Annotated in this window: 14 protein-coding genes; 2 read left to right on the top strand and 12 right to left on the bottom strand. The window is 36.0% G+C overall.

Annotation, left to right across the window (positions count from 1 at the left end):
- Nucleotides 1-9: 9 nt before the first annotated feature.
- Nucleotides 10-1,068, top strand: coding sequence for a hypothetical protein (locus PLI06_06725; GenBank protein ID HOI77288.1), 1,059 nt, complete (start codon nucleotides 10-12; stop codon nucleotides 1,066-1,068).
- 1 nt (nucleotide 1,069) lies between these two features.
- Here the strand turns inward: PLI06_06725 and PLI06_06720 are convergent, their stop codons facing one another.
- The 9 genes from PLI06_06720 to PLI06_06680 all read right to left on the bottom strand — a co-directional run bounded on the left by PLI06_06720 (nucleotide 1,070) and on the right by PLI06_06680 (nucleotide 10,407).
- The gene (locus tag PLI06_06720) at nucleotides 1,070-1,465 is read right to left on the bottom strand and encodes a helix-turn-helix domain-containing protein (GenBank protein ID HOI77287.1); all 396 of its coding nucleotides are present in this window, start codon (nucleotides 1,463-1,465) and stop codon (nucleotides 1,070-1,072) included.
- Nucleotides 1,462-2,619, bottom strand: coding sequence for a DUF530 family protein (locus PLI06_06715; GenBank protein ID HOI77286.1), 1,158 nt, complete (start codon nucleotides 2,617-2,619; stop codon nucleotides 1,462-1,464). The genes PLI06_06720 and PLI06_06715 overlap by 4 nt, the downstream gene beginning before the upstream one ends.
- A gap of 122 nt (nucleotides 2,620-2,741) precedes the next feature.
- On the bottom strand, nucleotides 2,742-3,596 hold the full coding sequence (locus PLI06_06710) for a hypothetical protein (protein HOI77285.1): 855 nt from the start codon (nucleotides 3,594-3,596) through the stop codon (nucleotides 2,742-2,744).
- A gap of 41 nt (nucleotides 3,597-3,637) precedes the next feature.
- Nucleotides 3,638-4,360, bottom strand: a complete 723-nt coding sequence (locus tag PLI06_06705; protein HOI77284.1) for a hypothetical protein — start codon at nucleotides 4,358-4,360, stop codon at nucleotides 3,638-3,640.
- The gene (locus PLI06_06700) at nucleotides 4,357-5,613 is read right to left on the bottom strand and encodes an FAD-dependent oxidoreductase (protein HOI77283.1); all 1,257 of its coding nucleotides are present in this window, start codon (nucleotides 5,611-5,613) and stop codon (nucleotides 4,357-4,359) included. The genes PLI06_06705 and PLI06_06700 overlap by 4 nt, the downstream gene beginning before the upstream one ends.
- A complete protein-coding gene (locus PLI06_06695) occupies nucleotides 5,614-6,042 on the bottom strand; it encodes a 4Fe-4S dicluster domain-containing protein (GenBank protein HOI77282.1) in 429 nt (142 codons plus the stop codon).
- Between the two features lie 2 nt (nucleotides 6,043-6,044).
- On the bottom strand, nucleotides 6,045-7,562 hold the full coding sequence (locus tag PLI06_06690) for a glutamate synthase-related protein (GenBank protein ID HOI77281.1): 1,518 nt from the start codon (nucleotides 7,560-7,562) through the stop codon (nucleotides 6,045-6,047).
- On the bottom strand, nucleotides 7,546-8,628 hold the full coding sequence (locus tag PLI06_06685; GenBank protein HOI77280.1) for a glutamine amidotransferase family protein: 1,083 nt from the start codon (nucleotides 8,626-8,628) through the stop codon (nucleotides 7,546-7,548). Before PLI06_06685 ends, PLI06_06690 begins: the two co-directional genes overlap by 17 nt.
- Nucleotides 8,629-8,742: 114 nt before the next feature.
- Entirely contained in the window at nucleotides 8,743-10,407 is a 1,665-nt protein-coding gene (locus tag PLI06_06680; protein HOI77279.1) for a formate--tetrahydrofolate ligase, read from the bottom strand.
- 63 nt (nucleotides 10,408-10,470) lie between these two features.
- Between PLI06_06680 and PLI06_06675 the strand changes: the two genes are divergently transcribed.
- Nucleotides 10,471-11,034 carry a 5-formyltetrahydrofolate cyclo-ligase gene (locus PLI06_06675; protein ID HOI77278.1) on the top strand — a complete coding sequence of 188 codons (564 nt, stop codon included), beginning with the start codon at nucleotides 10,471-10,473 and terminating at the stop codon, nucleotides 11,032-11,034.
- Here the strand turns inward: PLI06_06675 and PLI06_06670 are convergent.
- The 3 genes from PLI06_06670 to PLI06_06660 form a co-directional block, all read right to left on the bottom strand.
- The gene (locus tag PLI06_06670) at nucleotides 11,021-12,142 is read right to left on the bottom strand and encodes an MFS transporter (protein HOI77277.1); all 1,122 of its coding nucleotides are present in this window, start codon (nucleotides 12,140-12,142) and stop codon (nucleotides 11,021-11,023) included. The genes PLI06_06675 and PLI06_06670 overlap by 14 nt on opposite strands.
- Complete coding sequence (locus PLI06_06665) at nucleotides 12,132-13,442, bottom strand: folylpolyglutamate synthase/dihydrofolate synthase family protein (GenBank protein HOI77276.1); 1,311 nt, start codon at nucleotides 13,440-13,442, stop codon at nucleotides 12,132-12,134. Before PLI06_06665 ends, PLI06_06670 begins: the two co-directional genes overlap by 11 nt.
- Nucleotides 13,432-14,024, bottom strand: a 593-nt coding sequence (locus tag PLI06_06660; GenBank protein ID HOI77275.1) for a bifunctional 5,10-methylenetetrahydrofolate dehydrogenase/5,10-methenyltetrahydrofolate cyclohydrolase, incomplete at its 5' end; no start/stop codon positions are given. The genes PLI06_06660 and PLI06_06665, both read right to left, overlap by 11 nt.

Below are 14,024 nucleotides of genomic sequence, written 5' to 3'. Positions count from 1 at the left end.
AATAGGGCTATGAAGCTAATCTTGTCTTTTTTTGTTTTTGCTATACTTGCCTTTTCAAGTCTTTCTCCACTTTCATCTGGAGATTCTGTTTTATATACTCTAGATGATGAATATATAGTCAAAGACCTCTCGTTTGATTCAAGTGTGGATAGTTTTTATATTGCAGGAGAAATAAAAGATAGTGATGATTCATTTATTATTAAGTCTAAAAATGGCCAGTTTTTAAGAGAACAGACAATTGGAAATTTTAAAATTTATAGAATTCTAAATGACAAGTACTCTAACACTTATTTATTGGGGGCTTCTGGAGACGGAAATAACACTCTTGTAAAACTTACATCAAGCCTCAGCAAAAGATGGGAAGTGAAAATAAAATTCTCAGATATGGATGCTTTATCTTCTTTTACAGTAAACGATAATCAGGAAGTTACTATTTTAGGCTATTCTACATACAAAAGAGAGTCGGATAGTTTTGTTATAAAAGTGGATCGAAACGGAAAAATCATTGCAGAGAAAATATTGAATATTGGCCCATTTGAAAGGCCTTATCAAATCTTAGAGAACGATCAAGGTAACTTTTATCTTACTGGTGAATCAAAAAATAACAACTATGATATGTTCGTCTGCAAGCTTAGCAAAGACTTTGAAACTCTTTGGGTTGACTATTTTGACAATGGAAATTGGGAAGATGGCGGTCTTTCTCTTGAATTAATTGGTGAAGATGTCGTTGCAACCGGCTATTCTGGAAAAGAAGGATGGTATGTTTTTGACACAGTTTTTTTTGAATATTCCAAAGACGGTAATGTGAGCACATTTACCAGAAAAAATCTTTCAGGAGGGAGTGACTGGATTAGGCAGTTTAAAAGAAACGGTGATTATTACTATGTCATTTTATGGGATATACTTACCGGGAAAGAATTCACCCTAAAGCTTGACTACTACTTTGACATATTGACAAAAAATGAAATTGCTAAAGAAGAAATCCCGCTAAAAATAATTAATATACATAATAAAACTTACTTTGTATTTTCAAAACAAAATGCAATCCATATAAGGGATTTAGGATAGCTTATTGAAGTTCTTCTTCATTTGCAATGTAGTAAACTGTTCTAAGGGGGATCTTTAAACTTTTTGATATCTCTTTTACAGGAACACCTAGCTCATACATTTTTTTTAATTTGCTGACTGTTTCGTCATCGTATTTGTTTGGTCTCCCAGCACCCTCTCCAAAAGGAACAAGAAGAACCCCAACGCGCTCCAATGCTTTTTTGACCCTAATTGATGTCAAGGAATAGAGACTTTTTGGGCAAAGAATATATTTTATATTTGGCGCATGCTCTAATACTTCAACCATAATGTCAACTGATGGCCTCATGTTGATATAAATTTTTTCGTCTTTGTTAGAAAGATCAATCCTTAACTTTTTTATAAGGTCTCTCTTATTTTTTGCGATTATCTTTTTCAATCTTGAGCCCCCTTAAGTTCTTGTAAAAATTTCTTTGTTATATCTTTTTTTTCACCAGTCTTGACTACTCTTTCAAGAAGATGCTTGCTCTCTTTAGGTATTACCCCATAATTTCCAGCCCTTATCAAAGCAGATTCAAATTCATTGTTATCTATAGAAAAAAATAGGAGGGTCTTGTCATAATCTTCTGACACTAAATAATATGAAATTGCAGCAACTAGGCTGTTCTTCTCTTTTAGATTCATATCTTTTAGTGTATTCATCATCCCTTCCTTCAATAGCACAGTCTTATAGAACCTACCTAACAATGCCTCATTTGGTTCTGGGTCAATTGTAGGAAATGGGCCTCCATATATCTTTCGCTCCATATAAGTTTTTTTCAGATAAAAGAGCGCTATGTCTTCGCATATTGCGTCGACTCCAAAAGGTGCATAAGCTATCGAGAGGACTTTTCTTATGTGTTTATCATATATTGGAGGCCTGCCCAGATCAATCGTTTCATCATAAAAATCACGTTTATATTGAGGATTTTCTTTTTTGAAAGGGGAATACTCTTTTGGACCCCCCATCATCCCGTATTCTTGGGGGATTCTCCTTTTAGAAGATGGCTTGCTCTTTGATTTATCCCCAAGCATGTCCATTATCTTCCTATAATTCTCTCTCTCCTCCTTATTTAAGGAAAAAAGAGTCTTCATATACTCCCCAGAAAAAGAAAGGTATTTCATTATGCCTAATCTATAGACACCATCTGGACTAAAAATAAATTTTCCTTCCCCGCCTTCCTCGGTAAACTTCAGGGCTTCATGCCCGACATATATTATGCCCTCTTTTTCAAATCCCATAGCGTCTATTAACTGACCTATGGCAACTCTGTGTGCGGCAATAGCGTGCTGAATATTGTCAAAACAGATCTTTTTTTCCATTGCCCTTTTTCTGAAATAAGGATCCTGTGCATCCTTGATACCTTTAATAACAAAATAAGGATTTTGATACCCCAAGAACTCTATTTTTCGCCTAATCGAGATTAATTCTTCATAATCTCTTTTTAGTTTTAGATACGTATCAAGAAAGTAGTCACTATCCTTCAATTTATCAGGGTTTACACTATACTTTAACGTATCAAGATAACTAGAAATCCTTGATATCAGACTCATTTGTTTCGCCGGGATTTAATGTAATTGCAATAATCTTATAAGTCTATCCTTGAAAAAATATTGCAAAAAGTAAAGCTAAAGAACTATTCGAGATATATAATAAAAATTAAAAAAATATATAATTAATTAAGGTCTTTGTATACTTTATAGTCAAGCTTTAAAGTTTCAGGCGAATCCCTATTCCAAAACACGAAATAATAGTATCCTTTTTCTGGTGCAGTCCATTTTAATTGCTCATAGCTTCGTTCTCTATCGTTTGTCGAATCAACGTAGATCTTGCCAACGTAGTCAAAGGGAGATTTGGTCCAACTTGTAAATCCAGTACCGTCAAGTACGTACATTTTAATAAATCGATTTCTGTATTCATTCTGTTGAACACTATAGTAAATATTGATTGTTTCTCCTTTTTGCATGTATGTCACGCAAGAACCGTATTTCTCTCTACCAAAAGATAGCCCAGTACCTTTACATATGACATAATCGATATCTTCTAATTTGTCCCCGGAAACTATTGTTCCACTATAATAAAATTCTCTAGGGAGATCTGTTGTATTGACGAATACTAAATAGTAAGTTCCGTCTTCTGGAAAAGTGTATTGAAACTCTGATTTAGTGCCTGAGTAAAATTTCAAGTAATTATTTGGTTTTTGTAATTCTTTAGTACCATAAACGTTAACCCAATTATGCTGTATATCAGTCATTATATACAAGTCTAAATTTTTATTATCTGTGGATTCAAAAGAGATATCTACTTTAGTTCCTTTAGTAACGGGAATTCTATTCCACATGTAACTATTGGCCTTTACAGTGTATTTTTCGTTGAAAAGAACTTCTCCTGTGCCGGAAGATTGAGAGTTTGAAGTTGTTTGTGTTTGTTGTTGGGTATTTGTTTGTTGTTGATTTGAGCCAGGTGTTGCACACATGGCTGCAACTGCTACTAATACAATCAATCCAAAAATAATGAATGTTTTTTTCATCGCCATTACTGATTGTTTAAAGTTTAAATAATTAATGTTTCTTAGTAGCTATACAGTCTCTGGAAAGGTCTTGAGTTTAATGGGCTTAGTTTTACAAATGAATTTAGATCATATTTCTCTTTAGAGTTCATATCTGTTGAATATTCGTTTAGAACGTTTGTTAAGAAATTAATATCCCATTCATCGAGAGGGGATACTGAAACGCCCTTTCCAAGATTATATTCATCGACATTTCCTCTAATGTATATGGCCCCTCCATGCATTCCGACTCCAATGTAATTGCTTTCAAGCTTAGTTTTGTTTTTGCACAAAACGACTATGATGCCTGAAGCCATATACTCTCCAAGAAAATCACCAGCATCTTCACCTATTACTATGACGGGAATCTTTTCTCCAAATGCCTTCATGTGGATTCCACATCTGTACCCAACTTTTCCCTTGACAAATATCTTTCCGCCCCTCATAGCATAGCCTAAGATATCTCCAGCATCGCCATGGACAACTATCTTACCGTTATTCATTGTATTTCCGACACAGTCTTGTATGTTGGAATTGACAAATATGTTTGGACCGTCCATCATACCCCCCAGATCATTTCCTGGTACTCCATTTATTATTGCCCTTATCCCATTCTTTACTCCAGCAAATAGATATCCCTGACCATTTATATTGTTCATTACTACTTCTTTTTCACCATCTTCTATTGCCTTACGTATGGACTTGTTTATCTCAGTATAGTTGAGCCCTTTGCAGTTTAGAATCATTTAATCCCCTCTGTGTATGATTTTACAATGACTTCCCTCATATCGCGGGGGAGGACATAAAAATTAATTTTGTTGTTTAATAATTCTTCTTTTATAGAAGAAACATCTAAGTTACTTCGGATAATATTGTTAAAGATACCTGCGCGGTCTATATCTCCAAGAAGTGCTGCGCCGATTAGTTTTTCCCCTCTAATCACAAGTTTTCTATAAACTTTCTTTTCAGAATCAAATAAAGACATTACTTCATCTTTTTCAGTAGGCGATAATAGTCCCATTGTTATCATCTGGACATCAAATATTTTAAGAGAATTCATGGGATAAACTGTTTCAATCTTGGAATCACCACCAGACATGTTGGTTCCTGCGCAATATCCTCCGCTGTATGCATTCGGAAGAATAGGTATATTACAATAGGCATCTTCAATAGAATTATACATTTCAGTTACATCCCCTGCAGCAAAGACATCATCTATGTTAGTCCTCATATGATCATCAACTTTTATGCCTTGATTGATTGAAAGTTCTGATTTCTCAAACGGGGAAACTTCAGGTTTTACACCTTTGCAGGAGACTATTGCATCACATGTTATAGTTCCCTTGTCAAGTTTAAGTTCAATTTTTGAATCTATTTTCTTGGCCTCAATTATTTTTCTTGAAAGCAATAAATTGACTCCTTTTTCTAAAATCTCGTTATTAAGGATTTCAGAAATCTTTTCATCTCCAAGAGAACTTAATACCCCTTTGGAACTTACTATAAGGATCACTTCTTTCCCCATCTTATGCAGATACTCTGATAACTTGACCCCGATTAGCCCCCCTCCAAGAACGGCTATCTTCTCTTTATTGGCAAGAGATTGTTTGAGTCTCACAGCCTCATCAATATTTGTGAAAGAATAGATTTCCCCATCAAATCCTTTAAGTTTTGGCACATTTGCTTTAGCGCCTGTAGCAATAAGCAATCTATCATATTTTATGTTGTCATCTTCTAATATCAATAGTTTTTTGTTAAAGTCAACTGATTTTAGGGTCTTCCCCAGAATAGTTGATACATTATTATTAATGTAAAATTCTTCATTCCTATAATATATGCTCTTTACGTTTTCTTGGTTTAGCATTTTGTATAGTTGAGGTTTTGAGTAAGATATGCAATTTTCTTTAGAAATTAATATTATTTCACTTTTCTTATCGTTACTCCTTATGCCTTCAATAGCCCCAACTGCGGCCGCACCATTTCCAATAATAACGTATTTCATCTAATCAGCCTCGTATACCAGTGCTTTGTTAGGGCAGTTAAGAACGCATATGGGTACTTCCTCACCATGACAATGATCGCATTTGAACGCCTTTTTGTCCCCTCTCTTTATAGCGCCAAAAGGACAGACCATAACGCACATCCAGCAACCAACACATCTTTCATCATCTATTATAACTGTTCCATCCTCGACTTTTATTGCCCCCATTGAACATGCTCTGATACATAGAGGGTCCTTGCAATTCATGCACACAATTGATCCACATACGTGTTCCTTTTGCTCAAATGCCATCCGCGAGGGTTCTTTTTCCTTTTCATACTTATATGCCAGAATTATATCCCCTGACTTAGAGTGCTTAACATTACAGTGTACTTCACATAATCTGCACCCGATGCAGAAATCTTCATTACATATTATTCTTCTTTTCATGCTCACATCCCCGCATGCTCAATGCCTAGTATCTTAGATTCCAATTCTGTAAGTCCAACTCCCCTCAATCTAAGCCTGTTTCCCCTAAGAGCCTCTATTGCATTTATCCCCATGCTTCCAAGAATTTCTTTTATTTCGAGGTTCCAGCTGTTGACAAGATTTGTCAATTTCTCAGACCCTATTTCGGGATTTAATCTTCTTGTTAAAACTGGATCTTGAGTTGTAAGACCCCAGTTACATTTTCCCTTGTAGCATTTCTGGCACAATGTGCATCCCATCGCGATTAATGCTGCAGTTGCAATGTATACTGCATCTGCTCCCAAAGCCATTGCTTTGACAGCGTCTGCACTTGATCTTATCCCACCTGCGGCTACTATTGAAACTTCATTTCGGATACTTTCATCTCTTAATCTTTGATCTACCACAGCAAGTGCAATCTCAATAGGAATGCCTGTGTTGTCCCGAATTACAGAAGGTGCAGCACCTGTACCGCCCCTAAATCCATCAATGACAATGACATCTGCGCCTGCCCTAACAATTCCAGATGCAATAGCGGCAGAATTATGAACAGCTGCTATTTTTACAAAAACAGGTTTTTCATAATTAGTTGCTTCCTTAATAAGAGAAATTAGTTGTTTTAGATCTTCAATAGAATATATGTCGTGGTGAGGCGCAGGCGATATTGCATCTGTGCCTGAAGGAATCATTCTTGTCTCAGATATTTCTACGGTAACTTTTTCCCCAGGGAGGTGCCCACCAATTCCAGGTTTCGCCCCTTGGCCAATTTTAATTTCAATTGCTGCACAGGTATCTAAGTAATCTGTATCGACTCCGAATCTTCCAGAAGCTACCTGGCCAATAGTGTTTTTGCCATATTTGTACAGTTTTTTATGGAGCCCCCCTTCCCCGGTGTTATAAAATGTACCGAGTCTAGAGGCTGCAGATGCAAGAGATTCACACGCATTCAGACTAATAGAACCATAAGACATCGCGGAAAACATAATTGGAGTTTCAAGTTTTATCTGAGGTGCCAACTTAGTATCAAGAGATATTTCCCCATTTTCCTCTTTAAGTATAACTCTGTCAGGTTTCTTACCCAAATATGTCCTTAGTTCCATCGGTTCCCTTAGAGGGTCAATTGGAGGATTTGTAACTTGCGAAGCATCGAGTAGCATTCTGTCCCAATAAGAAACGTAAGCCTTATCGTTACCACTGCCAGTAAGTGTCATGCCCCCAGTTTCAGCCTGTTTTTTTATACTATTAATAGTGTATGAGCTCCAATGAAAGTTATCTTTGTAAAGGGCTTTATTTTTAGTTATAGTCAAAGCATCTGTTGGGCACATCATTTCACACCGATGACATCCAACACACTTGTCATTGTAAATACGGATTAAATCAAAATCTTCAAAGTACTTGAAGACCTCTTCAGAACACTGCCTTACACAGACCTTACATTTGATGCATCTGTCTTCATTTTTATCTACAATAAATTCAGGAATAACACTAGACATATTTACCATCCAACAAAGCTATTGCAGGCTCTCCACCTTTTGGCCTGTAAACTGAATCAAGATCCGGACAAATTTTCCTCACTGCGCATTCTTCACTTGACATGTAGACTGTATTCTCATTTTTTCCTACAAGAAGTGGCCTAAGTTTTAATCTATCCCCGAGGCCCATTATCCCATTCTCAAATCCTAGAATAACAGAAAATGGTCCTGTGAGTAGTGCCCCGGCATAGGTCATTCTCAATGCTTTTAACAACTCTCTCTTTTTTTCTTCCATTCTGTCTATATCTACCCACATTGGGCTTGCAAGAATCTTTGATGCTAGCGACAGAGTAAGATTATTCTTTCTAACTAAAAAATCAAAAAGATAAGTTATTACTTCAGTATCTGTTACAAGATTACATCTGTAACCGTACATCTCAAGATACCTTCTGTTGGTATCATAAGAAGATATTTCACCGTTATGGACTATAGTCCAGTCAAGCAATCCAAAAGGGTGCGCTCCGCCCCACCACCCAGGAGTATTAGTGGGGAATCTTCCGTGCGCGGTCCATATATAACCCTTGTAATCTTCAAGACGATAGAATCTACTGATGTCTTCAGGGTACCCCACGCCTTTGAATACCCCCATGTTTTTTCCGCTTGAGATTACATATGCACCTTCAATGTTATTATTGATATCCATTACAGCCTTGAAAGTCTCTTCTCTTTCGGAATCTTTGGACAAGATATTCCTATTTTTAACAAAATATCGCCACAATAATGGCTTATTAGGAAGATTAATAGAATTATCAGTTCTAATCTTTTCGTCGTATTCAATTAGAAAGTGTTTATTAATTAATTCTTCAGTTTCCTCTTTTGCCTTGACAGAATCAAAAAATAAATGGAATGCATAATCATCTGGATAGTCTGGGTATATCCCATATCCAGAAAAACCCCCACCTAGGCCATTCGCCCTATCATGGAGAACAGAAATTGCTTCAGTGATAACACTGCCACTGACCTTTTCTCCGTCAGTATTGATTAATCCGAATATAGAACAGCCTGAAATATCCTTTTCTCTCGGAAATTTGTTCATAATAAAAGCTTAAAAGAAAATATATATATTAATTTCTATTAATAACTGGCCATTTTGAGCCAAAAAATAAATAAAGTATACCTATTAAGGACATATTATTAAGATAAGCTTATTCTACATTAGCCCTTTTATGTTTCCTTTGTCATCGATATCCATTTTTACAGCTGCCGGCGATCTTGAAAGACCAGGCATTAGGGTAATATTACCGCAAATTATTACAATATAGCCAGCCCCGCTTGCAAGTTCAACATCTGTTACTTCAAGATCAAAAGGAGGTGGAACTCCAATTAGATTCTTGTCATCAGATAAAGACAATTGAGTTTTAGCAATGCATACTGGCAGATTTCCATATCCAAGTTTTTTATATAATTCAATCTTTTTCTTGGGTTTTGTTTCAAATATTACACGTTTTGCACCGTAGATTTTTTTAGCAATTATCTCTACCTTTTTTTCAATATCGTCGGTTAGTTCGTAAAGTGGCTTGAAATTATTCTTTTGCTTTGACAATTCCAATACTATATTTGCAAGTTCTATTCCACCATTGCCTCCTTCTGAAAACATTTTGGATAAAGTCACGGGCACTTCCTTCTTTGCACAAAGTGACTTTATCATTTCAATTTCCTGATCTCTGTCAAAATTAAACTTATTAATTGATACAACTACTGGAATTCCAAATAATTTGAGATTGTCAATATGTTTTTCAACATTTTTTAGGCCTTTTAAGAACGCTTCTTCATCGTGATAGGTAATAATATCCTTTAATCCGCCATGGTACTTTATTGCCTTGCATGTGACGACTAATACTACCGCAGAAGGGGAAAAATTACCTTTTCTTGAAACGATGTTAAGGAATTTTTCTGCACCTAAGTCTGCACCGAATCCAGCTTCAATTATGACAAAATCGGCCAATTTAAGGGCTATATTGGTCGCAATTATCGAATTTGTACCAATTGATATATTGGCAAAAGGCCCACCGTGTATAATTGCAGGTGTGTGCTCAATTGTCTGAACAAGGTTTGGTTTAAGTGCTTCTTTTAATATCGCTGCCAGTGCACCTTCAACTTTTAATTTTCCTGCATTTATGGGATTACCTTTTCTATCAAACGCAATGGTAATGTTGGAGAGTCTCTCTTTAAGGTCCACTATATCTTTTGAAAGGCACACAATTGACATTATTTCTGATGCTGCAGTAATAATAAATTTTGATTCGCGGGGAATACCATTCCCAGAACCGCCAAGTCCAATCACGATATTTCTTAGGGCCCTGTCATTCATATCAATCGCTCTGGGCCACACAATATTATTAATATCAATGTCAAGTTCATTTCCCATCAAAATATGGGTATCGAGCATAGCTGCCAGAAGGTTATGTGCAGCTTGAACTGCATGAATATCGCCTGTGAAATGTAGATTAATATCCTCCATTGGAAGGATTTGTGAACGCCCCCCGCCTGTGGCCCCACCTTTTACACCAAACACAGGGCCCATCGATGGCTCTCTTAAAGTAATTATTGTTTTCTTTCCAAGAGCGCATAGAGCTTGGCCCAATCCTATGGTGGTAAGGGTCTTTCCTTCACCATACGGTGTTGGATTCATCGCAGTTACTAAAATTAGATTACCTTTAGTATTTTTTTCATTGGTTTCTAGGATTAACAAATCTATTTTTGCTTTATGCTTTCCATACAGTTCAAGATATTTCTCACTAATCCCTGCTTTTTCGGCGATTTTTTCTATGGGCCAGATATGTGCTTTATTTGCTATGTCGATGTCACTTTCCATCTTAACCATCTTGATTTCAAATTCAATTGTAAATCTTTTTAAAAAGTTTTCGTTATTTAGTTTATGCTTTCTAAGTCTGAGCTAAGAGCCAGAATAAAAGAAGAAATGGCGAACCTAGATTATGCTAAAAAGGGCATTATGGATGAAAAAATAAGAAAGACTATCTATAGTCTCGAGGAATATTGTTCAGCAAACACTATTTTCACTTATGTTTCAAAGGATAAAGAAGTAGATACAATTGATCTGATTACTCATTCAATGATTCTTGGAAAGGCGGTCTGTGTTCCTTTGACGAAAAAAGAGGATAATTCTCTTGAAATACGAGAAATTGAAGACTTGAGGGATCTAAAAATCGGAAACTTCGATATCCTTGAACCAAATGAGAACACTAAAAGTACCAATCCTGAAGAAATAGAATTATTATTTATTCCTGGCCTTGCCTTTGGGGGCAGGTGCGAGAGGCTAGGGAGAGGCGGAGGTTATTTTGACAGATTCTTAATGAGTACTAGAGGACTTAAAGTCGGTCTTGCTTATGAGTTTCAGGTTTTTGATTCATTGCCTATCCAAAAACATGATATCAAAATGGATAGGATTATTACTAACAAACGGATCATCAACTGCGTTTAATAGAATAAACAAGAATTATTGCCGGAAAGAGTAGCATTGATGCGAACGGATTTATTGCAAAAAATGATGCAAGAGCTGGAAGACTTGAACCAGTTATTGTAGAAAGGTCCTGACTTAGTGAAAATGTAGAGAAAATTGTCCCTCTTTTTGCAACTTCTATTACCTCACACAAGAAAGAATAGCACCAAACATCAATGAATGCCCCGGCCAATCCAATGAGGCCTGAAGATAAAAAGAATAAGACAATGTTGTTGGAAAAAAACAATAACGTAATCCCGGCTATATGGATTAATGCGCCCCATTTAATCCACATCCTTTTACTTTCAATCTTTGCATAACGTCCTATAAGAATTTCAGAAAGACCAAAAACAAGTGATTCAAATGCAACTATCAATGAAACAATAGACCCAGCCATTCCAAGTTTTCCTATGGCAAATCTTACAAAGAATATCAAAAATGCTGTGAACACTGCTATGTCAAATGTCTTGTATACTAAAGGATCTAATACTTTTTTCAGTGTTTGAATTGAAGGGTAGCTCTTCTCCCTTAATTCAAATTTGAATTCCTTCATGAAGGATATATAAATTATTGTTATAGATGCTCCGATTAAAAATAATGAATAGAAAGCTCCTTTTAATCCCAGTATATCTACAAATAATCCTGGAAGCAAAAGACCAAATACCCATCCCAATCCAGTAATTCCTCCAAAAATACTAACTTTCCTCTCAGGTTTTTGTGTTATAGGTCTAAGCGAGAAAACTATCACAACGGTCAAGAATGTGGCAAGAGAAACTGCAACTAATACTTGAAGTAGCGCCAGATACAGAAGATTATTAGTAAAGGAAATGAGAAAAGCGGAAACTGAGGATAGTGTCAAAGCAACTAGCAATAAGTACCTCTCCCCTATTCTGTCCGACAGAGCGCCAATTAGCGGTTTAAGAAAAAAAGAAACGCCATCGCCGATAACAAATAATAATGCGTAGGGTAGTAAAGATATCCCTAGCGTGGTAAAATATATACTAAAAAGAACCATTGTGAACCCATGAAAAAATGATTTATAGAATCCCAACATTGAGCCAAAAAATAATCTCTTATTTTCAACTGCCAAGTAATTTCCTTCCTTTCAATATGTATCCAGCGATATATATGGACCCAGTGATGAGTAATTTTTCATCTTTTTTAAGGTTTGACACACAATAATCAAAAGCTTTGAGTGGATCGTCAAAAGAGTTAATATCGTTGAAATACTTCCTTGCTTTTTCTTCAAGAATATTAATATTTGCACATCTCGGAGGGATTGTTGTCAAGACTATTCTTTTTGAAATTTTGGAAAATTCATTCAAAATACCATCAATATCCTTATCTACAGATATCCCAACGAGTAAAAGTGTTTTTGAATCTGTAAATAAACCGTTATAAGTTTCTGAAAGAGATTTTGCACCAGCTGTATTGTGTGCGACGTCAACTAAAATCATTGGATTTCTTCTCAATATTTGGAAGCGCCCTGGCCAAATAGATTTTTCAAGGCCTTTCCTGATTGAATCTTCGTTTAGTTCAAATCCATGTGAAGCCATGGATTCCGCCAAATTAATTGCACATGCCGCATTTGCTATTTGATGCCTTCCTATCATCCTGATTTTAACATCTTTGAAGAAATTATCACTTGAACGATAATCAAAAACGGCGCCCTCGAAGCTAATTTTTTTCTCAATTGCTTTGAAATCCCTATTAAATAATTTTAATGTAGCGCCTTTTTCTATGCAGATATTTTCTAGCAACGGTGCCAATTCTAAATCAATGCAAGAAGAAACTAATGATCCTTTTTTTATTATTCCCGCTTTTTCAATTAATATCTCTTCTTTGCTATGGCCTAATATTTCCTGGTGATCAAGGGAAATATTTGTTATTGCGACGGATTTACCGTTTAGTATATTAGTCGCATCGAGTCTACCTCCAAGGCCAACTTCAGAAACTATAACATCAACTTTTTTCTCGGCAAAATAAATAATAGAAACGGCAGTTAAAACTTCAAAAAAAGTTGGACTTCCGATGTCCATCAATTTTTCTGCTTCTTCACAATAGGATTTTAATTCAGAAAGGATTCTATCAAAATCTTTTGAGGAAATATTATTATCGCCAATTTTTATCCGTTCGTATATATCAATCAGATGAGGTGATATATAAGACCCCACTTTGTAGTTGGATTGAGAAAAAATTTCAGATATAAAAGTAACAACTGAGCCTTTGCCGTTTGTTCCTGCTATGTGGACTACAGGTATATCTTCCCAGCTTATTCCGCTTTTTTCAAGAAGAAACTTTATTCTTTCGAGCCCAAGTTTTGAATTTAATCGTTCAAGTCCTGGTTTAGACCCAATAAGCTTTAACGCCTCTAGAAAATCATCTTGCACAATCGTTCTGTTTTATAAAGCAGATTATAAGGTTTTCCAGAAGCATTGCTCTTGTCATAGGGCCAACTCCTCCTGGAACTGGAGTTATATAAGATGTTTTCTTGCTGACCTTGTCATACTTGACATCACCTTTAATGCCATCCACGTTACGAGTTATCCCCACATCAACTACAACGGCCCCTTCTTTTACCATATCTGCAGTTAAAAAATCAGTTCTCCCCACTCCAACTATAACTATGTCGGCATGCTTTGTCTTTTCTTTCAAGTCCTTTGTTTTAGTATGAACGACGGTAACTGTTCCGCCCCGATTTATCATCATGGCTGCCAAAGGTTTTCCAATAATATTACTTCGGTTAATTATTGTTATGTCCGCACCCTCTATGGGGATATTATATTCATCCAAAATTTTAACCACCCCTTTGGGAGTGCATGGAAATATGTCGGATATATTTAGAAGTATCCTGCCAACGTTAATGGGTGTAAATCCATCGACATCTTTTATTGGATCAATTCTTTCCAATACCTTGTTACTGTCTATATGTTTTGGTAAAGGTAACTGAACTAGAATACCATGAATATCTG

The sequence above is a fragment of the Methanofastidiosum sp. genome, assembly GCA_035362715.1.
In the GTDB taxonomy this organism is placed as follows: Archaea; Methanobacteriota_B; Thermococci; order Methanofastidiosales; family Methanofastidiosaceae; genus Methanofastidiosum.
Note: the sequence above shows the minus strand (reverse complement) of the source record. Positions and strands in the feature narration are given on the sequence as shown.

Excerpts from the sequence above, each read along its gene's own strand:
- PLI06_06685 (HOI77280.1), bottom strand. The coding sequence starts at position 8,628 with ATGAACAAATTTCCGAGAGAAAAGGATATTTCAGGCTGTTCTATATTC.
- PLI06_06680 (HOI77279.1), bottom strand. The coding sequence starts at position 10,407 with ATGGAAAGTGACATCGACATAGCAAATAAAGCACATATCTGGCCCATA.
- PLI06_06700 (HOI77283.1), bottom strand. The coding sequence starts at position 5,613 with ATGAAATACGTTATTATTGGAAATGGTGCGGCCGCAGTTGGGGCTATT.
- PLI06_06705 (HOI77284.1), bottom strand. The coding sequence starts at position 4,360 with ATGATTCTAAACTGCAAAGGGCTCAACTATACTGAGATAAACAAGTCC.
- PLI06_06690 (HOI77281.1), bottom strand. The coding sequence starts at position 7,562 with ATGGTAAATATGTCTAGTGTTATTCCTGAATTTATTGTAGATAAAAAT.
- PLI06_06695 (HOI77282.1), bottom strand. The coding sequence starts at position 6,042 with ATGAAAAGAAGAATAATATGTAATGAAGATTTCTGCATCGGGTGCAGA.
- PLI06_06715 (HOI77286.1), bottom strand. The coding sequence starts at position 2,619 with ATGAGTCTGATATCAAGGATTTCTAGTTATCTTGATACGTTAAAGTAT.
- PLI06_06725 (HOI77288.1), top strand. The coding sequence starts at position 10 with ATGAAGCTAATCTTGTCTTTTTTTGTTTTTGCTATACTTGCCTTTTCA.
- PLI06_06675 (HOI77278.1), top strand. The coding sequence starts at position 10,471 with ATGCTTTCTAAGTCTGAGCTAAGAGCCAGAATAAAAGAAGAAATGGCG.
- PLI06_06710 (HOI77285.1), bottom strand. The coding sequence starts at position 3,596 with ATGAAAAAAACATTCATTATTTTTGGATTGATTGTATTAGTAGCAGTT.